This is a genomic window from Ensifer sp. SL37 (assembly GCF_026672675.1).
Classification (GTDB): Bacteria; Pseudomonadota; Alphaproteobacteria; order Rhizobiales; family Rhizobiaceae; genus Ensifer; species Ensifer adhaerens.
In genome coordinates, this window is the sequence record NZ_JAPPRN010000006.1 from 3,191,346 (window position 1) to 3,216,399 (window position 25,054).

The following is a 25,054-nucleotide window of genomic DNA, read 5'->3' on the forward strand; positions in this document are numbered from 1 at the left end:
AGTCGATCGTCCTTCGGTTACCGCACATGATCAGGCGGCACGAGGAGGACCAAATCATGACCAATGTCGTTTCCAATCTCTGGTTTGCGAAGGAGGCGCGCCAGGCCGTCGACTTCTATGTTTCGCTCGTTCCCAATTCGGCAATCATCCGCGTCACCACCTTGCCGGCGGAAAGCCCGAGCGGACCGCCCGGCAGCGTGACGACCATCGAGTTCACGCTCGGCAACCAGGAATTCCTGGCGCTCGAAGCCGGGCCGCTCGATCCGTTCAACCATTCCTTCTCGATCATGATCCAGTGCGATACCCAGGAGGAGATCGACCGGATTTGGAACGCGATCAGCGAAAACGGTGGACAGATCGAACAATGCGGCTGGATCCGCGACCGCTGGGGGTTGTGCTGGCAGATCGTGCCAAGGGTGCTCGGCGACATGGTCGCCCATTCCGACCGTGCGCGCGCCAAGCGCGTCACGGAGGCGATGCTCGGTATGATCAAACTCGATATCGCCGAACTGGAGCGGGCGTTTCACGGCTAGAAGCCGGCTGTCTCGTGGGTGCAGGACCCGCAAGTTATGGAAGCGGCAGGCGGGCCATGCCCCGCCTCCAGCGACGCTCGAGATGCCAGGCACAAGGCCGCCTGCCTGCGCAACCATGGGGCGCTTTTTGTCGCGAAGACATCTACCCGTTTATGAGGGAACCTTTTATAGGATGACAAGGCTGGCCGGCGCGGGGGCACTTGGAAGCGCACTGGCTGTTGGGGGGAGACGACGTGAATTTACAGATGTTTACGAGTGTTGATGGCCGTATCGGACGTCAGGCCTGGTGGTTGGCGCAGATCGTTATCTGCATTGCGGCGATAGCCGCGATGTTCGCCGGCGGGGCGTTGTTGGCGCTTTCGGGCGTCGACAATTATGCCGCGGGCTTCAGCCTTATGCATATGCTTGTCATCCTCATCATCACCGCGAGTTTCTATTTCGGCTTCACGGTCAACACCAAGCGCTGGCACGACCATGGCCGTTCCGGGTGGTGGAACCTTGCGCTGTTCGTCCCGGTCGTCGGGCCGCTCTTGGGCCTCGTCATGTTGGGCTTCCTCGCGGGCGAGGAGGGTGACAACCGCTTTGGTCCGCCGGTCCTACGCTTCGTCGGAGGCGGTGCCGCGTGCTTCGGCCGCGCCGGTCAGTGACGCCGGGCTGTAAGTCAAAGGGCTACGGCGACGTTTGTGTGCGTCCGACAGAACGCGTGTCGCCTTCGGCGTTCATTTTTCGCCCCTGCACGTGCCAAGCGCGTGACGGTGGCGATGCCGGGCATGATCAAGCCGAATATTGCCAAGATTGAGCGTGCAAACAGCTTTGGGCCCCCGACCGTCGGGCGTCGAGCCTTGCCGGTGCCGGATCGGTCTCGGGCTATGCCGGTCCGCCAGGGCGAAGGCCGACCTTTCGGTCGTGCCCCGCAATAGTTTTACTTGCTCTTCTGCGGATAGATCGTTTCGCCGCGCTTCAGCATCTCGACGAAGGTCTCGATCTTCTTTTTGCGCCCGGCTTCGGTCTTCATGTTGTGGGTACGGAAGGCGAGCGCGAAGCGGTTCTGTGCGCTGAGCTTGCCAAGCATTTCGCGGGCTTCGGGCTCAGCGTCGATCGCCGCCTGCAAGTCGTCGGGGATCTGCATGTCCTTGCCGCTGGCATAGGCCCGGTCCCAGCGGCCGTCGGCCTTGGCGGCTTCCACCTGTTTGAGCCCGTGCTCGGTCATACGGCCCTCGGCAATCAGGCGCGCGACATTGTCGACATTGATCTGGCTCCAGATGCTCTTCTTGCCGCGCGGCGAATAGCGCTGGAGGAAACTCCTGTCGTCGTGCCCCTTGCGCACACCGTCGATCCAACCCCAGCAGAGCACCGCGTCGATCGCCTCCTTGGGCGTGATCGAGGCGAGGCCGGAGCTGACCTTGTGGGTCTTGATCCACACTTCGGTTTCGCTCTGGTGGTGGGTGGCGAGCCAGTCGTAGAAGCTCTGGAAGTCCTTGAATTCGTGAACCTTGGCGGGATCGATCTCCACGGGGGCCATCGTTTGGTGTGCTCCTCGCTCTCCTGAAACGCCGACCATTCAATCCAAAAAAGCGGCGCGTGCAAGCGCCAGGACGGCACAAGCGGAAAGTGTCACCAACGAAAAAGGGCGGAGAAGCTCCGCCCTTGTCTGGTCCATATGATCTGCCGCTTATCGCGCCATCTGCAGCGTCAGCTTGCGGTCGGCACGCTCCTGCTGCGGCGAGCGGTTGTAGAGTTCGCGATAACACTTGGAGAAGTGCGAGGCGGAGACGAAGCCGCAGGCTACGGCCACTTCGACCACCGGCATCGACGACTGGATCAAGAGGTGCCTTGCGCGGTCGAGGCGGATTTCGAGGTAGTAGCGCGCAGGCGAGCGGCCCATTTCCTGGCGGAAGAGGCGCTCGATCTGGCGGCGGGAGAGATCGGCGCCCTCAGCGATTTCGAGCAGCGAAAGCGGCTCGGCGAGGTTTGCCTCCATCAGTTCGATGATGGACAGCACCTTGGCGTTCTGCACGCCGAGACGGGCGCGCAGCGGCAGGCGCTGGCGGTCATGGGGCCCGCGCACGCGATCGGTCAGCGCCTGTTCGCAGACGCGGTTGACGAGGCTCTCGCCGAAATCCTGGTCGATCAGGTTCAGCATCATGTCGAGCGAGGCGGTGCCGCCGGCGCAGGTGTAGATGTTGCTGTCGATTTCGTAGAGGTCGGCATAGACGTCGACCTGCGGGAAGCTTTCGGAAAAGCCCGGCAGGTTTTCCCAGTGGATGGCGCAGCGCTTGCCGGTCAGAAGACCGGCCGACGCCAGCACATGGGCGCCGGTACAGAGGCTGCCGACGGCGACGCCGCGGTTATAGACCTCGCGCAGCCAGGCATTGACCGACTTGTTGTTGAAGTCCTCGACATAGATGCCGGAACAGACCAGCACCATCGAGGGGCGGTTTTCGCCGCCGAGAAACTTGCGCTCGTCTGCAAGCGACGAGTTGACCTCGAGCGCGATACCGCTCGACGACAGGACCTTTTCGCCGTCGGACGAAGCGAGGCGCCAGGAATAGGCCTCGTAGCCGAGCATGCGGTTGGCGATGCGGAGCGTTTCGATCGCCGCCGAAAAGGGCAGCATGGAAAAGTTCGGCACCAGGAAGAAGACGAGAGAACGCTTTTTGGTCAGTGGCTTGTTCATGAGGCTTCCCATGCTTGGCGATGCGGTATATTCGTCGCTTGGAAGATACTCTTCGGCTTGTCTGTTTGCGACATTCGCATGGATAGCAGCGACCGCAAAGAGATTTCGCATTGCGACATCGCGCGGTGAAAGGCGGCTCGGCCCCGCTTTCAGGCTTTTGTAAGGAAAGCGACAGTTTTTACAGCGCTGTTGACGCTATCGGACAAGAACTGCCAGAGATACGCAACATTCGCAAAGCGCTCTCCAGGGTTGTGTTTGCCGATTGCGACGCTTCACACGGCTGGCGCGGGTGTCGGTAAAAGACAAGTGAACCTCGTGCGATCGCTCGCTAGCCTGATTAACGGCACCGCGAGTAGAGGTGCGAGCCAAATCGGCCGATGATCACACACCATTGGCGGCTCGTGCTTTCGACACTACCTGCGATGCGGTGGTCTCTTTGGCAGGGTACGTTGCGTGGGGCAGAATCAGCCAACAGTTCTGATGCGCGCCGTTTCGCTGCTGAAGGCCCTGTGGACTGTTTCGGTCATCGTCGCGACAACCGCCATCGGTGCCCACGCCGGATGGTTGGGCCACGGCATCGTGGGGTCGTTGGCGCTCGGGTTCGTGGGGCTTGTCGCCGGCTGTTTCCTCAGTCGGCCGTCGCTTCTCGCAGAGTTGCTGACCTAGGCCGCATTGCGTTTCGGATTGCGCGACGACACGTTCGAACGCAAAGGAAAAGGGCACCGCCTTGTCGGCGATGCCCTTCGATTCATCCGGTTCGTGACGCCCTCAGAAGGGACAGATCACGCCGTCATTCATTGTTCGGTCTTATGCACCGCATCGTCCACCGACGGGAAGCCGATGTCCTTCAGCGTGTCATAGGACAGGTTCTCGAGGGCCCGTTCCTGGCGATAACGCTTCCATACTGCCCAGGCACGAACCTGCAGATTGAAGAGACCCGGAAGGGACGAGTGGGAGGATGCCCGTTCCGAGGCCGATGAAAACTGAGTGTTGGACATTTCATGGCTCCTTCTGAGTGTCTCAGCCGGTCGCGACCATGATGGTATTTATGGCCTAACCTGACTTATCATTCCAACGAATATGTTTGATGCCTTTCATCAAACATGGTGATTGATTAGCGGGTCCGCAAACATCACGTCGTCACGGACTCTCTGTGGCAGTTTGGCGAGTTCGCGCCGGGCTTCCACCCGATTCCGCGCGATCTGTTTTTCGCGTCGTTGCCTTGCAACACCGTCGAGGACGGCGATCATTTGATTGAGGGCGTTGAGGACCATGTCGTTGCTCCTGCTATGCTCTTTTTTTACCACTGCCTGCGGCAGGCGGCTGTTACGGAGGGAACTCTTCGAAGCGGCGATAACAAGGGCTGCGGTGGACATGCGTTTCTCCTTCCTGCGTCGTCCTTGAGCTTGACTATCGGCCATTGCTGATGTTCAATCAAACGAAATGAAGTGAAGCTATCTTTCAGTTTTTTTGAATGAGGTTGACGCCATGAACATGCTGATGCGCCATGCGCTTCCGCTTCTCGAAATGGACGTGCTGAAGACTTTCATCGCGATTGCCGAGACCGGCAACTTCACCACCGCCGCCGAAACCGTCTACCGCACGCCGTCGGCTGTCTCGATGCAGATCAAGAAGCTCGAAGAGATGCTCGGCTGTACGCTGTTCCTGCGTGACGCGCGCTCGGTCACCTTGACGCCGAAGGGCGAGTTGCTGCTCGGCTTTGCCCGCCGCCTGCTGTCGCTCAACAACGAAACGGTTTCCCGCTTTCTCTTGCCGGATATGAACGGCGTCGTGCGCGTCGGCGCGCCTGAGGACGTTGGCGAGCGCATCCTGCCCGAGGTGCTGAAGCGTTTCGCCGAATCCTATCCGAACGTCACGGTCGATGTGTCGATCGGCATGAGCAACGCCATGCGCAAGAAGGTGGATGAGCACCGGCTCGATATCGCCATCTTCAACAGCCTGACCGAGGGAACGCCCCGCAATGGCGAAATTCTGATGCAGGAAAAGCTGGTCTGGGCCGGCGCAAAATGCGGCAGCGCGCATCTGAAGGATCCGCTGCCGGTGTCGATGTGGGAGGACGGCTGCGTCTGGCGGGCGGATGCGGTAGAAAAACTCGCGCGCGCCGGTCGCAAGTTCCGCATTGCGTTCCTCAGCGCCTATACCACCGGGCAGCGCGCCGCCGTGCTTGCCGGTCTCGCGATCGCGCCGCTGCCGCGTTACCTCGTCCAGGGGGAAATGGTGCAACTCGGCGAGCGCGACGGCCTGCCGGATCTCGGCCACTACAATATCGGCCTGCAGGTGATCAGCGATGCGCCGGCGCCTGTACTGGCGGTCGCCGACCATGTGCGCGACGCCTTCGCCGATCTGCAGGTCCAGTAAGGGGAGATATCGCGGTTGCGCTCTTCCCGGTCGCTGCCCGCCGCCTTCCTGTCGTCCTGGCGACTTTCGTCGGGTGCCCGGCCATGAGCGAACGGTCGCGCGTTCTCGATCCGATCGACCGCCTGTCGGAGATCATCTTCGGCCTCTTGATGGCGCTGTCCTTCACGGGAACCATGAGCACGGTCACGGCCGGCGAGGGCGGTGTCAATGCGGTGCTCGTCGCCGCCCTCGGCTGCAACATCGCCTGGGGCATCGTCGACGGCGTCATGTATGTGCTGACGACGGTGGTGGAGCGCGTGCGACGGCGCGGTTTTCTCGACAGGCTCAGGTCTGAGCGGCTCGATCGCGCCCGCGAACTGTTTCTCGAAAGCCTGCCGGACGATGTGCGCCGCGTCTCTTCGCCCAAGGAAACGGAAGCGCTGCTTGTCCGGGTGAGGGCGCTCTCCGCCGACCCCCGGCACCGGGTTGTGACCGCACACGACCTTAAGGCAGCCGTCGCGATCTTTCTGCTGGTCGTCGCCTCGACGTTGCCGCCAAGCATTCCCTTCCTGCTGACGGACAATGTCGCGCTCGCCATGCGCGCCTCCAACGCCATTGCGCTCGTCATGCTCTTCGTCATCGGCGCGCGCCTCGGCCGCTACATGGGCCGAAGCCCCTGGCCGATGGCCTTTGCGATGGCTGCGATCGGCGCGGTTCTGGTGGCGGTGACGATCCTCTTTGGCGGATAACTTTCGCCCTTGAGCGACGAGGGTTCGCTCACACCTTGATCGGTGCCTGGCGGATGTGGATTTCGATCAGCCGTTTCAGTTCGGGCAGATCCCGGGCTTCCAGCGCGTCGACCATCAGGTGGTGCTCGCGGGCCGATTGCTCGATGCGGGCGCGGGTGCGCCATTGCGATACCGGGGCCGATACGGTGCGCTGGCGGATTTCGGCAACGACGTCGACGAGTTCGGAATTGCCCGAGAGCATGAGAAGGGCGCGGTGGAAGGCGAGGTTGGCGTCATAGTGCTCCATGATGGAGCCGCGAAACGACATCTCGTCGAACTGCCGAGCGAGTTGCCGCAGTTCGGCGATGGTGGCGGGCGTTGCATTGGCAACCATGCGGTCGGCGACGCCGGTTTCGAGAATCACGCGGATATCGCTGATTTCCTGCGTGCGCTGGTCGTCGAGTTCATAGACCTGGTAGCCGCGGTTGGGATTGTGCTGCACCAGCCTGCGCTGCGACAGCCGGTCGAGCGCCCGGCGCACCTCCGGCCGCGTGCAGTCGTAGCGGCGCTCCAGGTCGATCTGCTTCAGCCAGGCGCCGGCCGGCAGGGTCCCGGTCAGGATGTCGTGCAGCAGGAGGTCGGTAACATCCTTCTTGTCCTCGGGCTTTTCCTCGGGCGCCAGCATTTCCGTCAGATCGTCGCTCATTCCTGCCTTACACTCTCTTTCCGCCTGTCACCGGCCTCTGACGCACGTTGCTGGTGCATGTCCCAGGTCCCCGGCGCGTGCCTCGCATCGCCCGCCGCAGCGGAATTGGCTCCATTTTTGGAGAAACTATGATGCCGTCCTGAACAATTCAATGCGGGAGAGCGGCGTTCCCTGCCTGCCTCTCGCCGTTGTGCACATCGCTCGAAATGTTTCAGGACCCTCTTGTGTATCCAAAAATGTTATCATAAATTGGCGCCAATTCTGGTTACTATTGTTGCGGAAGTCAAGAAACGATGAAAAATGCCGATGCCGTCTGGGACCTCCTCGAAGCCAAGCGCGAACGGTTCTTCGTGCTCAGCGACCGGGTCTGGGATACGCCGGAAACCAACTACGAGGAGTTTTCCTCGTCGGCCGAACACGCCGCGCTGCTGGAGGCCGAAGGTTTCCGTGTGTCGCGCGGCATCGCCGGCATGCCGACGGCGGTCATGGGCGAGGCGGGCGAGGGCGAACCGGTCATTGCCATTCTCGGCGAGTTCGATGCGCTGCCGGGCCTCAGCCAGGAGGCCGGCATTGCCGAGGAACGGCCTCTGGTCGACGGCGGCAATGGCCATGGCTGCGGCCACAATCTGCTCGGCGCCGGCGCGATGATGGCGGCGACCGCCGTCAAGGATTACCTCGCGGCCAGCGGCATCAAGGGGCGGGTGCGCTATTACGGGTGCCCGGCGGAAGAGGGCGGCTCGTCCAAGGGCTTCATGGTGCGCGCTGGCGTGTTCGACGATGTAGATATCGCGATTTCCTGGCACCCCGCACCCTTTGCCGGCGTCAACAACCCCATTTCGCTTGCCTGCAACGAGCTCGACTTCCGCTTCAGCGGCCGGGCGTCGCATGCATCGGCTGCCCCCCATCTCGGCCGCAGCGCGCTCGATGCGCTCGAACTGATGAATGTCGGCGTCAACTATCTTCGCGAACACATGCCATCGTCGGCGCGCATCCACTATGCGGTGACGGACACCGGCGGCAACGCGCCGAACGTGGTGCAGGCCCGCGCCAAGGCGCGCTATCTCGTGCGCGCCCGCAGCCTGCCGGAACTGCTCGATCTCGTGGAACGTGTCCGCAGCGTTGCCAAGGGCGCGGCGCTGATGACCGGCACCACGGTCACGGACGAGATCGTCAGCGGCGACGCCAACCTCGTCGGAAACACCCCGCTCGAAGCGCTGATGCACCGCCAGCTTGAGCATCTGGGACCGCCGCAGTTCGACGAGGACGATCGGCGGACGGCGGCAAAGTTCCAGGAGACCTTTACCGGCGAGGATATCGCCTCTGCCTTCGAGCGTTTCGGGCTCAAGCTGCGACGGGGCGTTTCGCTCTGCGACACGATCTTTCCGCCGGAAAACGGCGCCGGCACGCTTGTCGGCTCCACCGATGTCGGAACGGTGAGCTGGGTGGTGCCGACCGTGCAGATGCGCGGCGCGACCTACGCGATCGGCACGCCCGGCCATTCCTGGCAGCTGGTGGCGCAAGGCAAGCTGCCGGCCGCCCACAAGGGCATGGAGCACGCGGCCAAGGTGATGGCGAGCACGGCGGTGGAGCTGATCCTCGATCCCGCGCTCATTGCCGCCGCCAAGGCCGACCATGCCGTAAGGCTCGAGGGCACGCCCTTCGTCAATCCCATTCCTGACGATGTCGACCCGCCGATCCCCGGGGTGAGCCATGGTTAAGTCATCGATCGACAAGCGAAGGGAGGCGCTGCGATGACTGAGCCCGGTTTCCTCGACATCATCAGCTTCGGGCCGGACGGCTGGGGCCCGGCGCTTGCCGCCGGCGCCTGGATGACGATCCTGATCGCGATTGCCGGTTTTGCGATCGGCGGCCTCATCGGCACCTTCGGCGCCTGGGCGAAGATCTCCGGCGGCCCGGTCGTCCGTGGCTGCGCCGAGGCCTACACGACGGTCCTTCGCGGCATTCCCGACCTCCTGGTCATCTATCTCTTCTATTTCGGCGGCAGCGCCGTGGTGACGGCCGTCGGCCAATTGTTCGGTGCGGAGGGTTTCGTCAGCTTCCCCGGCTTCATCGCCGGTGCGCTTGCGGTCGGCATCACCTCAGGCGCCCAGCAGACCGAGGTCTATCGCGGCGCCTTCCGCGCCGTGCATCCGGGCGAGTTGGAGGCGGCAACCGCCTGCGGCATGGGCCGGCTCCTCAAGTTTCGCCGCATCATTGCACCCTTGACGCTGCGTTATGCGCTGCCCGGTCTCGGCAATGTCTGGCAGGTGGTGTTGAAGGAGTCAGCACTGGTCTCGGTCACGGGTGTCGTCGAACTCTTGCGTCAGGCTCAGATCGGCGCCGGATCGACCAGCCGTCCCTTCGACTTCTTCTTCATTGCAGCCATGATCTATCTCGCGATTTCGACCGTGTCGGGCCTGGTTCTTCAGCTTACCGAGCGCCGGTTCTCGCGCGGCGTCAGGAGGGGCTGATGGATATCAAATTTGCCCTCGAAACCTTCTGGAGCTTGGCGACGGCGCTGCCGCTGACGCTGGAGCTTGCCGCGACATCGATCGCGCTTGGTTCGGTGCTGGCTCTTGGGCTGGCGCTCTCCCGTCTGTCGGGCATTCTTGCGCTCGATCTCTTTGCCCGCACTTACGTGTTCCTGTTTCGCGGAACGCCGCTGCTCGTGCAGATCTTCCTGATCTATTACGGCCTCAGCCAGTTTCCCGCCGTTCGCCACAGCATCTTCTGGCCGCTTCTGCGCGAACCCTACTGGTGCGCCGTGCTGGCGCTGATGCTGAACACGGCCGCCTATGCGAGCGAAATCATCCGCGGCGGCCTCCTTTCGGTTCCGCACGGCCAGGTCGAGGCAGCGCGGGCCTGCGGCATGGGGCGCGTCATGATCTTTCGGCGCATCGTCATGCCGCAGGCGCTGCGCCAGGCATTGCCCGGTTACGGCAACGAGATGATCTCCATGGTCAAGGCGACCTCGCTCGCCTCGATCATCACGCTGATGGAAATCACCGGCGTCGCCGCCAAGCTGATCTCGGAGAGCTACCGGGTGATCGAGGTCTTCGTCGTCGCCGGTCTCATCTATCTCGCCATCAACTTCGCGCTGACCCGGCTCGTTGCGTTTGCCGAACACCGGTTTAACCCGCAGCTGCGCGCGCCATTGCCGATCTCCGCCGAACTCAAGGGAGAAGCCCATTGAACATGTCCGCCGCCGTCACCGCACCGGTCGCGATCCGCGTGCACGACCTTCACAAGAGTTTCGGCCCGGTCGAGGTGCTGAAAGGCGTGTCGCTCGACGCGCGCGAGGGTGAGGTGATTTCCATCCTCGGATCCTCCGGCTCCGGCAAGTCGACGCTGCTTCGCTGCATCAACATGCTGGAGGTTCCGAATTCGGGCACGATCGAGGTCGCCGGCGAGGCGATCCGGCTGAAGACATCGAACGATGGGCGCAGCCGCCCGGCCGACCAGAAACAGGTGGACCGCATCCGCTCCGAACTCGGCATGGTGTTTCAGAGCTTCAATCTCTGGTCCCACAAGACCGTGCTTGAAAACGTCATCGAGGCGCCGGTGCATGTGCTGAAGCGCCCGCGCGTCGAGGCGATCGAGGAGGCCGAAGCCCTGCTTGCCAAGGTCGGCATCGCCGACAAGCGCAACCATTATCCCTCGCATCTCTCCGGCGGCCAGCAGCAGCGCGCCGCGATCGCCCGTGCGCTTGCCATGCGCCCGAAGGCGATGCTCTTCGACGAACCGACCTCGGCGCTCGACCCGGAACTGGTCGGCGAGGTGCTGCGCGTCATGCGCGGTCTGGCGGAGGAGGGGCGCACCATGCTGGTCGTCACCCACGAGATGGGCTTTGCCCGCGACGTCTCGAGCCGCGTCGTCTTCGTACACAAGGGCACGATCGAGGAGGAGGGGCCGCCGCACGAGGTCTTCACCCATTCGAAGTCCGAACGCTTCCGCCAGTTCATCAAGAGTTGAAGCCTGTCGTGATCGGCGGGCCGAAAAACAAAGCAATCAACATCCACAAAAGGGGAATGCTGCAATGAAAAAGACCACCGCAATCATGGCATCGGCGCTTGCCGTTGCCGCGGGGCTGATGTCCATGCCGGCGCAGGCCGAAGACAAGAAGTGGACGAAGGTGACGATCGCCACCGAAGGTGCCTTTCCGCCCTATAACCTGACCAAGGCGGACGGCACGCTCGACGGCTACGAGATCGAGCTCAGCAAGATCCTCTGCGACCACATGAAGGTCGAATGCACCGTCATCGCGCAGTCCTTCGATGGCATGATCCCGGCGCTCAACGCCGGCAAGTTCGACGCGATCATGGCCGGCATGTCGGCCACCGAGAAGCGCAAGGAAGTCATCGACTTCTCGATGTCCTACGGCAGCACCGGCCAGGCCTTCGCGACGCTGAAGGGCGGTGATCTCGAAACCCTGCCGATGAAGGGCGAGCTCTTCTCGCTTGCCTCCAACGAGGCCGGCGCGCGCAAGGCGGTCGACGAGCTGAAGCCGCTGATCGAAGGCAAGACCATCGGCGTCCAGACCGCCTCGATCGCGGCGCGCTTCATCGACGAATATCTGAAGGACGTCGTCGAGGTGCGCGAATACAAGACGACCGAGCAGCACGATCTCGATCTCGTCGCCGGCCGCGTCGATTTCGTCATGGCGTCCATGGGCTACCTGAAGACGACCGTCGAAAAGCCCGCCAACAGCGACATGGTCATCACCGGCCCCCGCTTCCAGGGCGGCTTCCTCGGCGCCGGCAGCTCCGTCGGCCTGCGCAAGAGCGATCCCGAATTGAAGGCGCTGTTCGACGACGCAATTGCCGCTGCCAAGGCCGATGGTACCATCAAGCGCCTGTCGGAGAAGTGGTTCGGCTTCGACCTGACGCCGCAGTAATCCGGGTCGGTTCGCCTCTCAACCAAAGCACCGCGTGTTCCGTCGAACGCGCGGTGCTTTCTGTGTTTGGAATGCCCGGCGCTTCCTCGCGCGCTTGCGAGGCGGTTGGCAGGGCTGTTTATTTAATAGCGACGCGCAGCGCGTGTGGACATCTTTCGAACACAATCGCTTCGTATAAGCCCACCTGTCGACATTTGCTTATGAGCGCTGAATGTGTTCGCCGCTCGCAACTGTCGCGTCGCTTTAGACTTTTGACCACGGATGTACTGGCACTGGTGTAAGAGCGATGGTGAGGAAGGTCGGTGCGGTTTCGCCCCGGCCTTTTTTATTGCCGGCTGATCACTTCAGCGTTTTCGACGCGAGCACAAAGTCGATCAGGTCGCCGACCGTGACGAGCTTTTCGACAGAGTCGTCGGTCAGATAGATCTCGAACTCTTCCTCCACCAACATCGCCAATTGAGACACTTCGAGCGAGTCGGCGCCCAGATCCTCTTCGATCTCGGCATCGTCTTTCACTTCGGAAGCCTTCACGCCGAGCAGCTCGACGAGGATCGCCTTTACGCGTTCGGAAACATCGGATCGTGTGGGTGCCATGGATCTACTCCCTCCCTTAAAGCATAACACAAAGGGCGGTGAACGGCCGTCTAGGCCTATAGGATCATTCGCTGATTTCGTCATGATCCAAATGGGTTAGGCCATTTCGGTGAGGGAGAGCCCCTGGGTGTTTGCCAGTGCCAGACCTCGGCACCTCGGCGAACTCCTGCGATATCGGCGAACGCGTCGATCAGGGTGCCGCCGAGCGATATGAAACCCTGAAGATCGACTACAGGCCGCGCTATACGCCCCTGTTGCGCGCGCTTGCCGCCGGCGCCGAGACCGTCACCGAGATCACCAGCAGCAGCAGTCTCACCCAGGGCGCGATCAGCCAGACGGTCAGCCTGATGCTGAAGGGCGGGCTCCTTGCCCGGCGCGGCCTCGACGACGGCAGGAAGACCGGCCTGCGGCTGACGAAAAAGGGCGTCGCGCTCCTGACAACTCTGGAGCCGCACCGGCAGATGACATTCCTGGCGATCCGGAGCCTCGAGCTGGAAATCGGATATCCGGTTCTTGCGGTGCTACAGGCGCTCGGGGCGGCGCTGGAGCGGGAAGGGTTCGCGAGCCGCCTGAAGGCCGCCTCCCATCGTGAGGAGAAGGAGGCTTTCGGTGGCCGCTGAAGTCGGGATCAGAAACTGGTTCGATGCCGCAGCCACCGCCTATGCCCTGTTCCGGCCGGACTATGGTCGGTTCATGGAACGGCTTAAGAAAACCTTCCTCGATCCAGCCTTGAGGGAGGCGCCGCAGCCACCGCGCCAAGCCCAATCCGGCGCGGCAAAGCCGCCCCGGTCACCTTCCAACGATGCCCTATTTCGTCGGAGCAGGCGTCGGCCGCACCAGCGAGACGACGCGCGGCTTCGAGGGGGCGTCCAGCCACTCGATCCACTTGTCCCGTTCCTCGGTCGTGTCGAAGAACCGCCAGAGCTTGTAGTCTTCTTCGGTGGTCTGCAGCATTTCGCCGATCGAAACGAGCTCCATCGGCAATTCCACCTCGTTGCCGTCGTAGCGAATGAAGTAGATCCCCTCGGCGGCAAGCCGGATGATCTGACCGGTGCCATAGGTGCCATCGGGATCGTCGACGGTGAAGTACATGCCGGTCAGGGTATCGAGAATTTTGTCGTTCATGGGTTCTGGATGCCAGTTTAAGGAATAGGTTTCATCAGACCGTCGCCCGCCGCCGGAATTAAGGCAAGCTGAAATCTCCAGTGTCCACATTCACCAAACAGCATAATAGCCCGATGCGCGACCAAACGAGGACTTTCGCTTGTGCGGTCGGCCGCCACGTTCATGGCGAGAGGGCGGCTGGTGCCGCCCTTCGTTTGCGTCAACCAAAGTACGAGGTTTTGCCGCGCGTGAGGTTGGACCTGCCCGTGCCTGGCGTCGTGTTGGGTTTCCCGCTACCGCCCGCCAACTCGATTGCTTCAATGGCTTTGGCGGTCGGCTGATTTTCAGCGGCCCCCGGCGAACTCGCTGCGAAGGCGGAGCCGGCAAATGCAAGCGATGCCGCGACTGCGATGATGATTTTCATTGGTCTCTCCTTGGTTCAAAGCACGCGCAAAAGCGCGCCAACCTCGGCGTAGACCTGCTGTGAGAACGAAGACATACGGCGGTTGTCGTATTTCGACACGGCAGAGACTTGTGAGAGCGCGGAATGGTTACCGGACTACTCCCGGCTCCTCCTCCGCCGCCGTCCGCCGCCTTCACCGTCATCGCTACTCACCTTGCGCTCCGGCAAGGTGACCACGGTCGAAAGCTTCGGGAAGCTGTCGACCTTGTTCGGCATCGCCATGGCGTTGACGAAATGCTCCTGAAATTTTGATTCAAGCGCCGTCTCTATCTTCTCGATTTTGCTGACAGTTTTCTCGATCTCGCGGCGGTGGCCGCGGTTCAAGAGCGCCATCAGCGCGCCGGTACCGGCGGCGTTGCCGACGGCCTTTACGTCGTCGAGATCGCAGTCCGGGATGAGGCCCAGCACCATCGCATACTTGGGATCGATGAAGGAGCCGAAGGCGCCGGCAAAGCGGATGGTGTCGACGTGGTCGACGCCCTGCTTTTCCATGAGCAGCTTGATGCCGGCATAGAGCGCTGCCTTGGCGAGCTGGATGGCGCGGATGTCGTTCTGCGTCACGGTGATGCGCTGCTCACCCTCGTGCAGGAGGTAGGAGAAGGTGCGGCCGTTCGGGATGATGCGCGGGCTTTTTGCCGCCATGGCACCATCGACGACACCGTCCTCGGAGATGATGCCGGAAAGATACATCTCGGCGACGATCTCGATGATCGCCGAGCCGCAGATGCCGGTGACGCCGACTGATGCGGCCGCCTCGGCAAAGCCTTCCTCGTCAGACCACTTTTCGACGCCGATGACGCGGAAGCGCGGCTCCAGCGTTACGGGATCGATGCGCACGCGCTCGATCGCGCCGGGGGCGGCGCGCTGGCCCGACGAAATTTCCGCACCTTCGAAGGCCGGGCCCGTGGGCGAGGAAGCGGCGACGACGCGGTCCTTGTTGCCGAGCACGATTTCGGCATTGGTGCCGACATCGACGAGCAGCATCATCTTGTCCTGGCGATAGGGCCCTTCGGCGAGGGTTGCGCCCGCCGCATCGGCGCCCACATGGCCCGCGATGCAGGGCAGCATGTAGAGGCGCGCGCCGCGGTTGACGTCGATATCGATCTCATGCGCCCAATATTGCAGCGCGCCTGACACAGCGAGCGCGAACGGCGCCTGGCCGAGTTCCGTCGGGTCGATGCCGAGGAAAAGGTGGTGCATGATCGGGTTCGCGACGAAGACCATGTCGAGAATGTCGTGGCGGTCGACTTCACCCTCGGCGCAGACCTTGCCGATGAGACCATTGACCGCCTCGCGCACGGCCTTGGTCATCGCCTCGCGGCCATCAGGATTCATCATCACATAGGAGACGCGGCTCATCAGGTCTTCGCCGAACCGGATCTGCGGGTTGGAGGCGCCGGACGAGGCGGCGATGCGACCCGAGAGCAGCGACACCAGATGCATGGCGATCGTCGTCGAGCCGATGTCGCAGGCAATGCCGTAGGCCTCGTTCTTGAGGCCCGGCCACAGGCCGACGATGAAGGGGCGCGAACTATCCATGTCGCGGTGGATGGCAGCGGTGACGGCCCAGTTGCCCTTGCGCAGGATGCCTTGCACCTGCGGGATCAGGTGCGGCGCAATCAGCAGATCCTTCCAGCCCCAGTCCTTCTCCAGCATCACCTTCAGCCGGTCGAGATCGCCGAGCGGCTTGTGCATGTCGGGCTCGTCCACCTCGACATAGCAGAGCTGAACGGCGGCGTTGCGCTCGATCACCCGGTCGGTTGCGGCCTTGCGCACGACCTGGGCGTTGATGACGGTATCCTGCGGCACGTCGATGACGAGATCGCCGAGGATCTGGGCGGAACAGGAGAGGCGGCGGCCGTCGGGCAGGCCGCGGATCTTCTCGTAGCGATCTTCCTTGGCGCCCTTTTCAGAAATGTGGTCGTTGGACGAGACGATCTTGTGCTTGGCGAAGTTGCCTTCTTGCACCACGATCTGACAGCGTCCGCAGGTGGCGCGCCCGCCGCACACGCTTTCGACATAGACGCCGAGCTTGCGCGCCGCATCGAGAACCGGCGTGCCGACCGGGAAGCGGCCGCGCTTGCCCGAAGGCATGAACAGCACGAGAGGGTCCTTTTGCGCGGCTTCGGTCATGTTGGTCTCGATCTCGGAGGTACCTTCAATGCGCATGCTCTGTGGTCTTTCGTCAGGTCCGCTTCAATGGGTCAAGCGAAGCACGGGTAAACGGTTTCAGACTGCACCGGAACGGCGCCCGATAGTTGTCCAATCCCGACATGGAAGCTTCTGTTTCAAACAGTTAGGCGTGGGGCACGGTGGCGCGTCAGGCTTACTTTCGCGACAGCCGCCGGGCGTTGCTGCGCACGCGCTTGCCATAGGGCCTGAGGGCTGCGGACGCAATCGCCGTTCCGTGGCCAGACGCCATGCCGCCGGTCATCAGGCGCAAGGTGTTGTCGAAAGCGGCCTTCCAAAGGGCCATGTTCACGGCCATGACGCTCTCGGCCGTGGCGGCGATCTTCTCGGAGACCATGCGATGAAGCTCGGTCACGTCCTGGGTCTTGCCGGTGAGCGCCGCCATCTGCATCTCCTGCAGTCGGACGGCGATGACGAAGGGGGCCTCGAACCAGAGGGTGGCGGCATCCAGGCGTAGGCTGCGTGTCATGGTGATCTCCACTTTGCGTTGGCGGATGGATGAACGGACGTGCGTTGCTACGGCGCCCCGGCAAGTTTTACGACTGCGAATGTATAGGCAAGAGTCGCGGCCAGCACGGCCGAACTGCCCCAGAGGCAAGCCTTGATCACCTGCTCCTGCGGACCGAGATAGACCTTCCTGGTGACGGTGGCGATCATTATTGTTCCAAGTGCGGCAGCCGTCACGATGATCACGGGTGCACCATAGGTGCGGAGCGCGGCGTAGAACCGCTGAAACTCGGCCGCATCGTCAAACAGTGTGTACCTGGCGATAACGACCAGAGGGAGAACGACGGCAAGGAGGCGCACTGGCTTCTCATCGTCCTTCTCCCTCGAGCGCATCAGCGCCGATCCAGGAACTACTCGCTGGCAGCCGCACCACCCGTGCGGGCCGCGCGGCCACCGCGACGTCCGCCACCGGCGGCTGCCACTGGTGCTGCCGCAACCACGTGGCCACCTTCGGCCGGCTTGTGGTCGCGGTAGGTCTTGATCCAGTGGGTGCAGTTCGGGTCGGTGCCGTTCAGCACGTTTGCCGCACGCACGGCTTCCATTTCCTGCGGGCGGCAGGGGTTCATGATTGCCGACGTCATGCCGGCGCCGATGACCATCGGAATGAAGCCGGCATTGATGCCGTGGCGGTGCGGCAGGCCGAAGGAGATGTTGGACAGGCCGCAGGTGGTGTTGACCTTCAACTCTTCGCGCAGACGCCGCAGAAGTGCGAAGACCTGCTGGCCGGCGGTGCCCATGGCGCCGATCGGCATGACCAGCGGGTCGACGACGATGTCGTGCGGCTTGATGCCGAAGTCGGCAGCGCGCTCGACGATCTTCTTGGCGACGGCAAAACGCACATCCGGATCTTCGGAAATGCCGGTTTCGTCGTTGGAGATGGCAACGACCGGAACGTCATACTTCTTGCAGAGCGGCAGGATCGCTTCGAGCTTTTCCTCTTCGCCGGTCACGGAGTTGACCAGCGGGCGGCCCTTGGCGACGCGCAGCGCCGCCTCGATCGCGGCCGTCACCGAACTGTCGATCGACAACGGCACGTCGACGAGGCCCTGGACGATTTCGAGTGTCTTGACCAAGAGCGGCGGCTCGGTCTCGTTCGGATTGACGGCGGTCACGCCGGCGTTGACGTCGAGCATCGTCGCCCCGGCGGCGACCTGTTCCAGCGCATCCTTGATGACGGTGTCGAAGTTGCCCTCGATCATTTCGGCGGCCAGCTTCTTGCGGCCGGTCGGGTTGATGCGTTCGCCGATGACGCAGAACGGCTGGTCGAAGCCGATGATGATCTCGCGGGTGGCGGAAGCGACGATGGTCCGGGTCATGCAGGGTCCTTTGTCATTTGGCGTCTATGTAATCACGCCGGTGAAGTCGATGATAGGCGCCTTGTGGCCGGCGCCGGTCAGTGCGGGTGATGGGCCGCGGCTTCGGCCATCTGTTGCTGGTTCTCTTCCTTGCCCTCGCGAATGTGCTCCAGGCGCTCGGCAACCATCGCATCCTCCGGCAGCGTCTCGTGCTTCCAGGGGCGGCGGCCCTTCAGGACGCCCGATTCATGCACGATTTCTGCGACATATTCTTCCTGGCGGTAGGCCATGACGTGAATGCCGGAGACGCCTTCGATCTCCTTCACCTCGTTGATGATGTCGATGCAGAGCTGCTTGCCTTCCTTCTTCTGGTCCTGCGCGCCCTCAAGTCGGGTAATCACGCTGTCCGGAATATGGATGCCCGGCACGTTGGAGCGGATCCAGCGGGCGGTCTTGGCCGATGCCATCGGCCCGACGCCGACGAGGATATAGCACTTCTCGTGCAGACCGAGGTCGCGCACCTTCTTCATGTATTCGCGGAACATCGGCACGTCGAAGCAGTACTGGCTCTGGACGAACTGCGCGCCGGCCTCGATCTTCTTGGCGAGACGATAGGGGCGGAAATCATAGGGCGGCGCAAAGGGGTTGATCGCAGCGCCGAGGAATACCTGCGGCGGTGTCGTCAGCTTGCGGCCCGAGAGGAACTTCGAGTTGTCGCGCATGATGCGGACGGTTTCGAGCAGCGACATGCAGTCGAGGTCGAAGACGGGCTTGGCGCCGGGCTGGTCGCCGGCCTGCACGCCGTCGCCGGTCAGGCACATGATGTTCTGAACGCCCATGGCAGAGGCGCCGAGCACGTCGCCCTGGATGGCGATGCGGTTCTTGTCGCGGCAGGCGATCTGCATAATCGGGGCGTAGCCCATGCGGGTCAAAAGCGCGCAGATGCCGACCGAGGACATGTGGCAGTTGGCGCCCGAGGCATCGACCGCGTTGATGCCGTCGACCCAGCCGTCGAAGATCGCGGCGCGCTCGTAGACGTCCTGCGGGTTTGCACTGTCAGGCGGGTTGAGTTCGGCGGTGACGGCGAACTCGCCGCGGCGCAAAACCCGTTCAAGACGGCCGCGGGACGAGTGGCCGGGCAGGGGCTCGAGCGGCGCGCCGGGATCGAAGGGATTGATGTCGGGGCTCATGCCTGGCCTTCCTTGGATGCCGCTTCACGGCGCGCTGCGGCTTCCGCCGTCACGCGCAGCCAGGACGAGGTTTCGCGCAGCGACTGGTTGACCGGCTTCTGCACGTTCATGATGGCGTTGCCCTTCTCCATGTTCTGCGAGCCCTTCCAGGCCTGCACCCAGACGCAGGGCATGTCCGGCTCGACCTCGCAATTGCCGTTGGCGCGCACGCCGCCGCAGGGGCCGTTGCGCAGCTGCTTCGGACAGTTCATCGGGCAGGACATGCCCGTCGACGACAGCGCGCACTGGCCGCACATGCGACAGTCGAAGAGGAAGCCTTTCACGTGGCGCTCGACGAAGGTCACCGGACGCTCGACCCGGCCATAACCGATGGCGTTCCACAGCGGGTGAAGCAGCAGGAACAGATCGGCGAAGCGGTGGTAGAACCATTCGAGGAAGCGGGAGTTGCGGACCGCCCAGAGGCGGACCGTATATTTGTGGCGCGAGCGGCGGCTCGGCGAAACGCCAGACGGCGTAAACGCGCCGGTTGCGGCCTTGGCGGCCGGGGCGGCGTTGCCCTTCATCACCTTCGGCTCGCTCGGCGGTTTGGCGTCAGCCATTGTCGCGGCCTCCGGCTTTGACGAGGGCGACCAGGCGTTCGCGGTCATAGGCGGCTTCGAGCTCGGCGGCGGCCTGGTCGGCTTCCGTTTCCAGATCGTCGGAGACCGGCACCGGATCGGCCTTGCGCCATTCGGCGAGGTAGTCGTCGGTTTCAGCCGCACCGGTGCGCATGGCGCACATGTCGATCGCTTCGGTGAAGCGCAGAGACAGCTCGCGCTTCGCCGTCGTGCGGCCCTTCTTGATGATGACCTGGGCCGGAATGTCGCGCCAGTAGACGATAATGCGATCTGCCATGGGGTGTTGTTCTCCTCGTTCTGCGACAATGCGCATGTACCGGCGTCCGGGCTCATCTCGCCACGACGTCGGATATGTCCAAAAACGACGCTGGCGCGGATGCCATATCAGACGTCTTGGCGGTGATGCGCAAGTCGCAGTTGAGGCGCTTCTTGCAGCCAGGAACCATCGGCAAGGATTACCCGCAGTTTCAGGCTTTTAGCCGATGTCGGAAGGAGGTAAGGGCGGCTTGTCAGCCTACCAGATGCCGCGCTTCAGCCCGTTCCATATCCAGGTCCAGATCGGCGGATGATACCATTGCCGTGACGGGCCTGCGACATCGATGACCTGCAGCTTTCCGGCGAGCGCATCGCCGACGGCGGCAATCGCAATGTCCGTGGAAGCCGCCGTCTGCAGCAGCGGATAGGTGTGCATCGTATCGTGAGGGGCAGGCTTCTGGCGCGACTGGTAGAGCACGCCGCCGGTATCGACGCCCGCATCGACCAGATGCACGGTCGCTCCGAAGTTTTCGAGGTCGTTGTTGACCCGCGCCCAGTAACCGCCCATCAGGCCGCGATAGGCCGGGTTGATGCCGGCGTGGAAGTTGAGGACCGGGCAGGGGAAGGCGGCCAGCGTTTCGGCCTTCAGCATGCGGCAGCTGATGAGGAAGACGACATCGGGTTTGAGCGCGCGCACTTGGGCGACGGCGTCCGTGTCGTTGATGGAGGCGATGGATTTGACCGGGATCGACGGATCGGGTTTTCCCGAGACTTTGTAGGTCGCGAAGATCTCGTCCGCGCGCTTGCGGGTAAAACGCTTGCCGAAGCGCGAGGCGATCATGGTCGCAAGCTGCCCCAGCGCCGTCAGCCAGCCGAGCTTGTGTGCGCGGCGGCGCAGGAACAGGCCCTTCGATTCCGGCTGCTCCTCGACGACCGTAACGTCGGCGAAATGCGCGGAGAACGCGTTGATCATGATCCAGGGGTTCTCGCCGCCCGCGGTCACCACGACGACGCGGCCGGGGCGTCCGCCTGCGGCTTGATTTTGGCTGGCGATGTCGGTCATGGCGGCCCCGCGGATGAACAGGGCCGAGTTATGAAGGCTTGCCCGTTACCGCCGGCTTAACTGGTTCCAGTACCATTCGGCGACACCGCCACCGAGCACGACGAGGGCGACGGATTCGACCATCTTCACGTCATCCGAGAGGCTGCAGACCGCGCCGACGACCAGCGACAGCAGCAGCCCGGCGGCGCAGCCGATGGCGTAGGGCAGATAGTCGAGGATTTTCACTGGCGCCTCCCATCCCAAGACGCAGCCGTCGCGCACTGAGATGTAACGCAGGGTAGCGCAGATATGGGGATTAGGAAGAGCTTATTTTTCGTTGCAGGGGCGAGCGCTCACGTAAGCCGCTGCGCTTCGGCCAGCATCGGTGGACGAGGCTAGCCGGAGTCCTTGCAAACCGGATTGCCCCTCACCCTAACCCTCTCCACGCAGGCGGGGAGAGGGGACGTGGCCCGATCTTAGTTTCGCCGAGCGGAGCCGCAGCGAGGCGGAAATCGTGGTGTTTATTGTTGGCGGAGTGGGTGCCGCGAATTTCCTCCGCCCCGCTTGCGGGGAGAAAGGTGGCCGGCAGGCCGGATGAGGGGCTTTTCCGTTGCGCCAGTGGCTCACGACGCTGCGGTAATCCGCCGGTGGATGCCGCCGAGACTTTCCCTGAATTTTTCGAAGGTGCCGTGCTCCGTCAACTCCCGCAGCACCTGCTCATTGATGCCGCCGCGTGTCGCGTAGTCCTGCGCCAGATGCGCGAAGCTTGCGTCCGGGGTCGTTTCCGGCGCCTGGCCGAGCGCGCCAAACAGGCTGGCGATATAGGCGCGGCCCTTCGCTTCGTCGACGCCGTTGTCCTTTAGCCAGCTATGGATCGTTTCCAGGTACTTGAAGTAGCTGGCATAGGTGGCGGTCGCCACACTTAGCGCATCGAATTCGCTCTCGCTTGTTACTTCGATCGCCGTGCCGAGCCGGCCGAAAAACGCCGCCATATCCGGATCCGGCGGGAAGATGATCGTCGGGCCCTGGTGGATCGCGATCATCGGCATCGGCAAGGCCTTGGTCACCCGCTTCACTTGGCCGACCATGGCGGCGATCTCGGCGCAGGAGAAGGTCGCGATCAGGCTGACGACATGGTGATCCGGGCGAAAGCGCAAGGTCGGCAGCACGTCGCGGGCGATTTGCGGCCGGACGCCGAGCATGACCGTGTCTGAGGCGTCGAGCACCGCCTGATTGTCGGCAGCGACAGTCACGTCAGGAAAGCGGGCGGCAAGGCCCGCAGCGATCTCTTCGTTGCGCGGCGAAAGGACGACGGTGGTGATCTCGCCGGGAAGCGTCTTGAGGCCGGTGACGATCGCCGAGGAGAGTGCGCCGGTGCCGATGAATCCAAGTTTCATGAAAGTTCTGTCGCCTGGTGATTTCAGAAGGTCCGTGAAACTGCCGGGTGTGGCATGCACGGGTACGGGTTTGGAATTGGCGGAATAATAATAGCAAAGGCGCCGGCGACAAGCGCTCGCCATGGCGTCGCCCACAGGAGAGCAGGACGCATTTCAACAGTGCGGTTGAGATTGCCACGCCCTTTCGGCCGCTGCGGGGCGTTGCGCATAAGGCGGAGACCCCTGCTAGGCCAAGGGGTGTTAGTCGAACGGGTGCTGCGTTTTGGCCCGGGACCTAGCGAAAGTCATCGGCGGTGAGGACATAGATCGTCCGGCGCCCCTTGGCATAGGCTGCCGTCGCGGCCTCGTGGATTGCGTTGCGCGCGGCATCGAAGGCCAGCAAGCAGGCTGCTTCGGTCGTCCGGGTGGGCGCGCCGCGGGAGAGGGCGGCCGCCTCAACATAGAAGGGCACTTCGAACATGCCATCGTGGCCAAGGAAACGTACGGCCTTGCGCGCTTCATCGAAGCTTCGGCATGGGTTCGGAAAGGTCAGCGGCATGGTCGTAATCCTTTTGGCGGTAAGCCAGGCCGGCCAGAGACGGGCCGTCACAGGATCCGCCCGAAAAGGATCGTGGTCACGACGACGGCGACCGCCAGCGAAAGGGCGATCCAGGCAAGCAGGCCGCGGTAGTCGAATAGATAGATCTGAGCCGGTATGTGGTACTTCATGATCGCCTCCTGCAGCTGATCTGTTAGGAAGATGGTTTGGATCTAAAGGGCGTGTCTGGACTTGAAGGCCCGTTCGGCCAGGGCCATTCGCTCATCGGCGGGACGAATCAGTTCGAGATTGCCTTCATCGGTCACGCGCTCATGGCATTCGTCGCTGCTGCGTATGCGGTACTGGAGCGCATTGTCGCGGATGGGGAGCGTGGCGGTTATGCGGTAGGTGTCCCCGATGATCGACTCTCTGGTCAGCGCTCCCTTCGAGCGAACAAGCTGGCCGACCTGGAATCGGTGAACCGGCGACTGGTCGCGGGGGCCGCGGATGATGCGTTTCGTAAAAGATAAAGCGTTCATAGTGGTCTCAGTCCTTTTAGGTGTGGGCAGGCACGGTCGGTCGGCTGCGATGAGCCGGTTATCGACCGATCAACCAAGGTTCGGGGAACGAACAGACGTTACAATGCGCGATGTGCTTCGAGGCGAAGCATGGACCAAGCACTGGATCCGAAGCTTGCGTGTCGTTCGAAAATTTAGGAGAATAGGTGCGGTTGGAAATTCTGATACCGCGAAAGCCACATCGGCCAAATTTACTTGGATATACTATTGCGCGTCGATTGAGTTTCAATTGAGGCGCGTGTGTCGGCCGGCGCAGATTTAAAGTGTTTTTGGCGCGACGCCGGTGTTTCTCCCGAGTTTCTCGCTGCTCGCGTGATAAAAGCCACGTGCCGATCGAGGATGTGTTAAGCTCGTCGCTTGGAACTGGAGACTGTCATGTCCGAGCCGAACAAACTCTACCAGAGCGAAATCATCACCCTGCACAAGGCGCCGCTGATCGGCACTCTCTGCCTGGAATGCGACGACGGCCAGATCGAGGTCGCCCTGAACCGAGCGGCTGCCGAGACCCTGCAGAAGGTTATTGCGCGCTTTCTTTCCCCAGCCGCGTGACACCCCCCAGCCGCGATGGCCTCATTCGATGAAGGAGAGGCGCGATGTCCTCCCGTTTGGTCTTCTCACTGTTTCTGGTCGCCCTGTCGGTTTTTCTTGTCTGGGCCTTCAGGCCACCTCAGGGCAATGCGAGCGATCGCCCCGCCATGCCGCATGTGGCTGAGCAAGGGCAGGCGGTAAACCCCGATTACGGACTGGGCTGATGACAACACTAAGGTACGGTCTCAAGGTCGAAGCCAACAATGTCTGGGCGGTTGTCGATGTCTTCACCGGGCAACCGGTTGTTGTTGACGGTTATCTGATGTCCAACTTGCCGCGCGACGAAGCGGATGACCTTCTCGATATTCTCAATCTCAAAGACCGCATACGCAGGGGCACGATCCAGCTTCCGCCCCGGCCGCCGGAAGATAGGGGTTAGAAGGGTGGGCTGGAAACCCACGATAGTGGCTCAGCGGGCCACGCTGCCGGTCTTTCGATCAACTGCAGCCTGTCTGAATTCCTCATAAGGCGCCGGACGGGAAGGGGACCTCGGAAACTCCGCGGCAGTGCCCGGCTCGGCCAGCGCCGCCTCCGGAGTGGCGTGGCTGTCGACGCCGCTTTCGAGTGCCGCAATCAGGAAGCGCGTGGCGGCAAGCCGTCCGCCCGGGTCTGCCGTCGCAGTCGTTCCGTAGTAGCCGGCAGCGGCGAGTACCTCGACCAGAAGGCTGAGGTCGTCGGAGTGAAGACAATGTTCTGGATTGCTGGAAGACATTGCGTCCTCCTTTGGTTGGGGCCCAGGCAAGAAGGCCCGTAGGCGACGGCGCCCGCTTCAATCGCCGTCGATGAAGCACCCTGCACGCGTTGTCGCGCCAGCGCAACGA

General features: G+C 62.7%; 36 protein-coding genes. 14 read left to right on the plus strand and 22 right to left on the minus strand.

Annotated features, from left to right (window positions below):
* The first annotated feature begins 56 nt into the window (after nucleotides 1-56).
* Nucleotides 57-533, plus strand: a complete 477-nt coding sequence (locus OVA00_RS27705; protein ID WP_034788525.1) for a VOC family protein — start codon at nucleotides 57-59, stop codon at nucleotides 531-533.
* 200 nt (nucleotides 534-733) lie between these two features.
* Nucleotides 734-1,180: a DUF805 domain-containing protein gene (locus tag OVA00_RS27710; protein WP_268090004.1), complete on the plus strand. Its 447-nt coding sequence runs from the start codon at nucleotides 734-736 to the stop codon at nucleotides 1,178-1,180.
* A gap of 275 nt (nucleotides 1,181-1,455) precedes the next feature.
* Here the strand turns inward: OVA00_RS27710 and OVA00_RS27715 are convergent, their stop codons facing one another.
* The gene (locus OVA00_RS27715) at nucleotides 1,456-2,055 is read right to left on the minus strand and encodes a YdeI/OmpD-associated family protein (protein ID WP_134886584.1); all 600 of its coding nucleotides are present in this window, start codon (nucleotides 2,053-2,055) and stop codon (nucleotides 1,456-1,458) included.
* Nucleotides 2,056-2,205: 150 nt separating this feature from the next.
* Nucleotides 2,206-3,210 (minus strand): GlxA family transcriptional regulator, encoded by a 1,005-nt coding sequence (locus OVA00_RS27720; RefSeq protein ID WP_034788530.1) that lies wholly within the window; start codon nucleotides 3,208-3,210, stop codon nucleotides 2,206-2,208.
* A 453-nt stretch (nucleotides 3,211-3,663) separates the two neighbouring features.
* On the opposite strand from OVA00_RS27720, the gene OVA00_RS27725 reads away from it, so the two are divergent.
* Entirely contained in the window at nucleotides 3,664-3,876 is a 213-nt protein-coding gene (locus OVA00_RS27725) for a hypothetical protein (protein ID WP_268090006.1), read from the plus strand.
* A gap of 128 nt (nucleotides 3,877-4,004) precedes the next feature.
* Here OVA00_RS27725 and OVA00_RS27730 read toward each other — a convergent pair whose 3' ends face one another.
* Both OVA00_RS27730 and OVA00_RS27735 read right to left on the minus strand, forming a co-directional pair.
* Nucleotides 4,005-4,208, minus strand: coding sequence for a DUF1127 domain-containing protein (locus tag OVA00_RS27730; RefSeq protein ID WP_034788135.1), 204 nt, complete (start codon nucleotides 4,206-4,208; stop codon nucleotides 4,005-4,007).
* Nucleotides 4,209-4,307: 99 nt separating this feature from the next.
* The gene (locus OVA00_RS27735; protein ID WP_051659126.1) at nucleotides 4,308-4,586 is read right to left on the minus strand and encodes a hypothetical protein; all 279 of its coding nucleotides are present in this window, start codon (nucleotides 4,584-4,586) and stop codon (nucleotides 4,308-4,310) included.
* A gap of 112 nt (nucleotides 4,587-4,698) precedes the next feature.
* Here OVA00_RS27735 and OVA00_RS27740 point away from each other — a divergent pair, with 112 nt between their 5' ends.
* Both OVA00_RS27740 and OVA00_RS27745 read left to right on the plus strand, forming a co-directional pair.
* The gene (locus OVA00_RS27740) at nucleotides 4,699-5,589 is read left to right on the plus strand and encodes a LysR substrate-binding domain-containing protein (RefSeq protein ID WP_034788138.1); all 891 of its coding nucleotides are present in this window, start codon (nucleotides 4,699-4,701) and stop codon (nucleotides 5,587-5,589) included.
* Between the two features lie 83 nt (nucleotides 5,590-5,672).
* On the plus strand, nucleotides 5,673-6,317 hold the full coding sequence (locus tag OVA00_RS27745) for a VIT1/CCC1 transporter family protein (protein ID WP_060520584.1): 645 nt from the start codon (nucleotides 5,673-5,675) through the stop codon (nucleotides 6,315-6,317).
* Between the two features lie 28 nt (nucleotides 6,318-6,345).
* Here the strand turns inward: OVA00_RS27745 and OVA00_RS27750 are convergent, their stop codons facing one another.
* Nucleotides 6,346-7,002: a GntR family transcriptional regulator gene (locus OVA00_RS27750; RefSeq protein WP_034788143.1), complete on the minus strand. Its 657-nt coding sequence runs from the start codon at nucleotides 7,000-7,002 to the stop codon at nucleotides 6,346-6,348.
* 293 nt (nucleotides 7,003-7,295) lie between these two features.
* Here OVA00_RS27750 and OVA00_RS27755 point away from each other — a divergent pair, with 293 nt between their 5' ends.
* From OVA00_RS27755 to OVA00_RS27775, 5 genes are all read left to right on the plus strand, one after another.
* The gene (locus OVA00_RS27755) at nucleotides 7,296-8,720 is read left to right on the plus strand and encodes a M20 family metallopeptidase (RefSeq protein ID WP_268090007.1); all 1,425 of its coding nucleotides are present in this window, start codon (nucleotides 7,296-7,298) and stop codon (nucleotides 8,718-8,720) included.
* Between the two features lie 33 nt (nucleotides 8,721-8,753).
* The gene (locus OVA00_RS27760) at nucleotides 8,754-9,473 is read left to right on the plus strand and encodes an ABC transporter permease (RefSeq protein ID WP_268090008.1); all 720 of its coding nucleotides are present in this window, start codon (nucleotides 8,754-8,756) and stop codon (nucleotides 9,471-9,473) included.
* Nucleotides 9,473-10,195 carry an ABC transporter permease gene (locus OVA00_RS27765; protein WP_060528781.1) on the plus strand — a complete coding sequence of 241 codons (723 nt, stop codon included), beginning with the start codon at nucleotides 9,473-9,475 and terminating at the stop codon, nucleotides 10,193-10,195. The genes OVA00_RS27760 and OVA00_RS27765 overlap by 1 nt, the downstream gene beginning before the upstream one ends.
* Before the next feature lie 2 nt (nucleotides 10,196-10,197).
* A complete protein-coding gene (locus tag OVA00_RS27770; protein ID WP_034788153.1) occupies nucleotides 10,198-10,974 on the plus strand; it encodes an ABC transporter ATP-binding protein in 777 nt (258 codons plus the stop codon).
* A 64-nt stretch (nucleotides 10,975-11,038) separates the two neighbouring features.
* Nucleotides 11,039-11,896: a transporter substrate-binding domain-containing protein gene (locus tag OVA00_RS27775; RefSeq protein WP_034788156.1), complete on the plus strand. Its 858-nt coding sequence runs from the start codon at nucleotides 11,039-11,041 to the stop codon at nucleotides 11,894-11,896.
* Between the two features lie 339 nt (nucleotides 11,897-12,235).
* On the opposite strand, the gene OVA00_RS27780 is transcribed toward OVA00_RS27775, so the two are convergent.
* Nucleotides 12,236-12,490, minus strand: a complete 255-nt coding sequence (locus tag OVA00_RS27780; protein ID WP_034788158.1) for an acyl carrier protein — start codon at nucleotides 12,488-12,490, stop codon at nucleotides 12,236-12,238.
* A 137-nt stretch (nucleotides 12,491-12,627) separates the two neighbouring features.
* Between OVA00_RS27780 and OVA00_RS27785 the strand changes: the two genes are divergently transcribed.
* Complete coding sequence (locus tag OVA00_RS27785; RefSeq protein ID WP_268090009.1) at nucleotides 12,628-13,110, plus strand: MarR family transcriptional regulator; 483 nt, start codon at nucleotides 12,628-12,630, stop codon at nucleotides 13,108-13,110.
* Between the two features lie 187 nt (nucleotides 13,111-13,297).
* Here OVA00_RS27785 and OVA00_RS27790 read toward each other — a convergent pair whose 3' ends face one another.
* From OVA00_RS27790 to OVA00_RS27860, 15 genes are all read right to left on the minus strand, one after another.
* The gene (locus OVA00_RS27790; RefSeq protein WP_034788160.1) at nucleotides 13,298-13,615 is read right to left on the minus strand and encodes a hypothetical protein; all 318 of its coding nucleotides are present in this window, start codon (nucleotides 13,613-13,615) and stop codon (nucleotides 13,298-13,300) included.
* 199 nt (nucleotides 13,616-13,814) lie between these two features.
* Nucleotides 13,815-14,018: a hypothetical protein gene (locus tag OVA00_RS27795; RefSeq protein WP_112770945.1), complete on the minus strand. Its 204-nt coding sequence runs from the start codon at nucleotides 14,016-14,018 to the stop codon at nucleotides 13,815-13,817.
* A 135-nt stretch (nucleotides 14,019-14,153) separates the two neighbouring features.
* On the minus strand, nucleotides 14,154-16,226 hold the full coding sequence (locus OVA00_RS27800) for an ASKHA domain-containing protein (RefSeq protein ID WP_268090010.1): 2,073 nt from the start codon (nucleotides 16,224-16,226) through the stop codon (nucleotides 14,154-14,156).
* Between the two features lie 157 nt (nucleotides 16,227-16,383).
* Nucleotides 16,384-16,716: a hypothetical protein gene (locus tag OVA00_RS27805; protein WP_268090011.1), complete on the minus strand. Its 333-nt coding sequence runs from the start codon at nucleotides 16,714-16,716 to the stop codon at nucleotides 16,384-16,386.
* 47 nt (nucleotides 16,717-16,763) lie between these two features.
* The gene (locus OVA00_RS27810) at nucleotides 16,764-17,087 is read right to left on the minus strand and encodes a hypothetical protein (protein ID WP_268090012.1); all 324 of its coding nucleotides are present in this window, start codon (nucleotides 17,085-17,087) and stop codon (nucleotides 16,764-16,766) included.
* Nucleotides 17,088-17,104: 17 nt separating this feature from the next.
* Nucleotides 17,105-18,070, minus strand: a complete 966-nt coding sequence (locus tag OVA00_RS27815; RefSeq protein WP_034788171.1) for a methyltetrahydrofolate cobalamin methyltransferase — start codon at nucleotides 18,068-18,070, stop codon at nucleotides 17,105-17,107.
* Between the two features lie 77 nt (nucleotides 18,071-18,147).
* Nucleotides 18,148-19,239: a methylenetetrahydrofolate reductase gene (locus tag OVA00_RS27820; RefSeq protein ID WP_034788174.1), complete on the minus strand. Its 1,092-nt coding sequence runs from the start codon at nucleotides 19,237-19,239 to the stop codon at nucleotides 18,148-18,150.
* Nucleotides 19,236-19,838, minus strand: coding sequence for a methylenetetrahydrofolate reductase C-terminal domain-containing protein (locus OVA00_RS27825; RefSeq protein WP_034788176.1), 603 nt, complete (start codon nucleotides 19,836-19,838; stop codon nucleotides 19,236-19,238). Before OVA00_RS27825 ends, OVA00_RS27820 begins: the two co-directional genes overlap by 4 nt.
* Complete coding sequence (locus OVA00_RS27830; RefSeq protein ID WP_060520592.1) at nucleotides 19,831-20,133, minus strand: virulence factor; 303 nt, start codon at nucleotides 20,131-20,133, stop codon at nucleotides 19,831-19,833. Before OVA00_RS27830 ends, OVA00_RS27825 begins: the two co-directional genes overlap by 8 nt.
* Before the next feature lie 237 nt (nucleotides 20,134-20,370).
* A complete protein-coding gene (locus OVA00_RS27835) occupies nucleotides 20,371-21,174 on the minus strand; it encodes a formyl transferase (RefSeq protein ID WP_268090013.1) in 804 nt (267 codons plus the stop codon).
* Nucleotides 21,175-21,219: 45 nt separating this feature from the next.
* Nucleotides 21,220-21,399: a hypothetical protein gene (locus OVA00_RS27840; protein ID WP_034788185.1), complete on the minus strand. Its 180-nt coding sequence runs from the start codon at nucleotides 21,397-21,399 to the stop codon at nucleotides 21,220-21,222.
* Nucleotides 21,400-21,776: 377 nt separating this feature from the next.
* Nucleotides 21,777-22,550 carry a pyrroline-5-carboxylate reductase gene (locus OVA00_RS27845; RefSeq protein ID WP_268090014.1) on the minus strand — a complete coding sequence of 258 codons (774 nt, stop codon included), beginning with the start codon at nucleotides 22,548-22,550 and terminating at the stop codon, nucleotides 21,777-21,779.
* Between the two features lie 274 nt (nucleotides 22,551-22,824).
* On the minus strand, nucleotides 22,825-23,088 hold the full coding sequence (locus OVA00_RS27850; protein ID WP_034788542.1) for a DUF1488 domain-containing protein: 264 nt from the start codon (nucleotides 23,086-23,088) through the stop codon (nucleotides 22,825-22,827).
* Nucleotides 23,089-23,135: 47 nt separating this feature from the next.
* Nucleotides 23,136-23,258, minus strand: coding sequence for a hypothetical protein (locus OVA00_RS27855; RefSeq protein WP_034788190.1), 123 nt, complete (start codon nucleotides 23,256-23,258; stop codon nucleotides 23,136-23,138).
* 42 nt (nucleotides 23,259-23,300) lie between these two features.
* Entirely contained in the window at nucleotides 23,301-23,606 is a 306-nt protein-coding gene (locus OVA00_RS27860) for a hypothetical protein (protein WP_060520594.1), read from the minus strand.
* A gap of 414 nt (nucleotides 23,607-24,020) precedes the next feature.
* Here OVA00_RS27860 and OVA00_RS27865 point away from each other — a divergent pair, with 414 nt between their 5' ends.
* The 3 genes from OVA00_RS27865 to OVA00_RS27875 are packed head-to-tail and all read left to right on the plus strand — an operon-like array spanning nucleotide 24,021 to nucleotide 24,612.
* Nucleotides 24,021-24,194, plus strand: a complete 174-nt coding sequence (locus OVA00_RS27865) for a hypothetical protein (protein ID WP_156552966.1) — start codon at nucleotides 24,021-24,023, stop codon at nucleotides 24,192-24,194.
* Nucleotides 24,195-24,238: 44 nt separating this feature from the next.
* Nucleotides 24,239-24,397: a hypothetical protein gene (locus OVA00_RS27870; protein ID WP_156400735.1), complete on the plus strand. Its 159-nt coding sequence runs from the start codon at nucleotides 24,239-24,241 to the stop codon at nucleotides 24,395-24,397.
* On the plus strand, nucleotides 24,397-24,612 hold the full coding sequence (locus tag OVA00_RS27875; protein ID WP_034788194.1) for a hypothetical protein: 216 nt from the start codon (nucleotides 24,397-24,399) through the stop codon (nucleotides 24,610-24,612). The genes OVA00_RS27870 and OVA00_RS27875 overlap by 1 nt, the downstream gene beginning before the upstream one ends.
* A gap of 30 nt (nucleotides 24,613-24,642) precedes the next feature.
* Here the strand turns inward: OVA00_RS27875 and OVA00_RS27880 are convergent, their stop codons facing one another.
* Entirely contained in the window at nucleotides 24,643-24,945 is a 303-nt protein-coding gene (locus OVA00_RS27880; protein WP_060601055.1) for a hypothetical protein, read from the minus strand.
* Between the last annotated feature and the right edge of the window lie 109 nt (nucleotides 24,946-25,054).

Bases quoted from the DNA above. Each gene is read 5' to 3' on its own strand.
- OVA00_RS27705 (WP_034788525.1), top strand. From the start codon at position 57: ATGACCAATGTCGTTTCCAATCTCTGGTTTGCGAAGGAGGCGCGCCAG.
- OVA00_RS27715 (WP_134886584.1), bottom strand. From the start codon at position 2,055: ATGGCCCCCGTGGAGATCGATCCCGCCAAGGTTCACGAATTCAAGGAC.
- OVA00_RS27720 (WP_034788530.1), bottom strand. From the start codon at position 3,210: ATGAACAAGCCACTGACCAAAAAGCGTTCTCTCGTCTTCTTCCTGGTG.
- OVA00_RS27730 (WP_034788135.1), bottom strand. From the start codon at position 4,208: ATGTCCAACACTCAGTTTTCATCGGCCTCGGAACGGGCATCCTCCCAC.
- OVA00_RS27735 (WP_051659126.1), bottom strand. From the start codon at position 4,586: ATGTCCACCGCAGCCCTTGTTATCGCCGCTTCGAAGAGTTCCCTCCGT.
- OVA00_RS27740 (WP_034788138.1), top strand. From the start codon at position 4,699: ATGAACATGCTGATGCGCCATGCGCTTCCGCTTCTCGAAATGGACGTG.
- OVA00_RS27745 (WP_060520584.1), top strand. From the start codon at position 5,673: ATGAGCGAACGGTCGCGCGTTCTCGATCCGATCGACCGCCTGTCGGAG.
- OVA00_RS27750 (WP_034788143.1), bottom strand. From the start codon at position 7,002: ATGAGCGACGATCTGACGGAAATGCTGGCGCCCGAGGAAAAGCCCGAG.
- OVA00_RS27755 (WP_268090007.1), top strand. From the start codon at position 7,296: ATGAAAAATGCCGATGCCGTCTGGGACCTCCTCGAAGCCAAGCGCGAA.
- OVA00_RS27760 (WP_268090008.1), top strand. From the start codon at position 8,754: ATGACTGAGCCCGGTTTCCTCGACATCATCAGCTTCGGGCCGGACGGC.
- OVA00_RS27765 (WP_060528781.1), top strand. From the start codon at position 9,473: ATGGATATCAAATTTGCCCTCGAAACCTTCTGGAGCTTGGCGACGGCG.
- OVA00_RS27770 (WP_034788153.1), top strand. From the start codon at position 10,198: ATGTCCGCCGCCGTCACCGCACCGGTCGCGATCCGCGTGCACGACCTT.
- OVA00_RS27775 (WP_034788156.1), top strand. From the start codon at position 11,039: ATGAAAAAGACCACCGCAATCATGGCATCGGCGCTTGCCGTTGCCGCG.
- OVA00_RS27780 (WP_034788158.1), bottom strand. From the start codon at position 12,490: ATGGCACCCACACGATCCGATGTTTCCGAACGCGTAAAGGCGATCCTC.
- OVA00_RS27790 (WP_034788160.1), bottom strand. From the start codon at position 13,615: ATGAACGACAAAATTCTCGATACCCTGACCGGCATGTACTTCACCGTC.
- OVA00_RS27795 (WP_112770945.1), bottom strand. From the start codon at position 14,018: ATGAAAATCATCATCGCAGTCGCGGCATCGCTTGCATTTGCCGGCTCC.
- OVA00_RS27800 (WP_268090010.1), bottom strand. From the start codon at position 16,226: ATGCGCATTGAAGGTACCTCCGAGATCGAGACCAACATGACCGAAGCC.
- OVA00_RS27805 (WP_268090011.1), bottom strand. From the start codon at position 16,716: ATGACACGCAGCCTACGCCTGGATGCCGCCACCCTCTGGTTCGAGGCC.
- OVA00_RS27810 (WP_268090012.1), bottom strand. From the start codon at position 17,087: ATGCGCTCGAGGGAGAAGGACGATGAGAAGCCAGTGCGCCTCCTTGCC.
- OVA00_RS27815 (WP_034788171.1), bottom strand. From the start codon at position 18,070: ATGACCCGGACCATCGTCGCTTCCGCCACCCGCGAGATCATCATCGGC.
- OVA00_RS27820 (WP_034788174.1), bottom strand. From the start codon at position 19,239: ATGAGCCCCGACATCAATCCCTTCGATCCCGGCGCGCCGCTCGAGCCC.
- OVA00_RS27825 (WP_034788176.1), bottom strand. From the start codon at position 19,838: ATGGCTGACGCCAAACCGCCGAGCGAGCCGAAGGTGATGAAGGGCAAC.
- OVA00_RS27830 (WP_060520592.1), bottom strand. From the start codon at position 20,133: ATGGCAGATCGCATTATCGTCTACTGGCGCGACATTCCGGCCCAGGTC.
- OVA00_RS27835 (WP_268090013.1), bottom strand. From the start codon at position 21,174: ATGACCGACATCGCCAGCCAAAATCAAGCCGCAGGCGGACGCCCCGGC.
- OVA00_RS27845 (WP_268090014.1), bottom strand. From the start codon at position 22,550: ATGAAACTTGGATTCATCGGCACCGGCGCACTCTCCTCGGCGATCGTC.
- OVA00_RS27850 (WP_034788542.1), bottom strand. From the start codon at position 23,088: ATGCCGCTGACCTTTCCGAACCCATGCCGAAGCTTCGATGAAGCGCGC.
- OVA00_RS27855 (WP_034788190.1), bottom strand. From the start codon at position 23,258: ATGAAGTACCACATACCGGCTCAGATCTATCTATTCGACTACCGCGGC.
- OVA00_RS27860 (WP_060520594.1), bottom strand. From the start codon at position 23,606: ATGAACGCTTTATCTTTTACGAAACGCATCATCCGCGGCCCCCGCGAC.
- OVA00_RS27865 (WP_156552966.1), top strand. From the start codon at position 24,021: ATGTCCGAGCCGAACAAACTCTACCAGAGCGAAATCATCACCCTGCAC.
- OVA00_RS27870 (WP_156400735.1), top strand. From the start codon at position 24,239: ATGTCCTCCCGTTTGGTCTTCTCACTGTTTCTGGTCGCCCTGTCGGTT.
- OVA00_RS27875 (WP_034788194.1), top strand. From the start codon at position 24,397: ATGACAACACTAAGGTACGGTCTCAAGGTCGAAGCCAACAATGTCTGG.
- OVA00_RS27880 (WP_060601055.1), bottom strand. From the start codon at position 24,945: ATGTCTTCCAGCAATCCAGAACATTGTCTTCACTCCGACGACCTCAGC.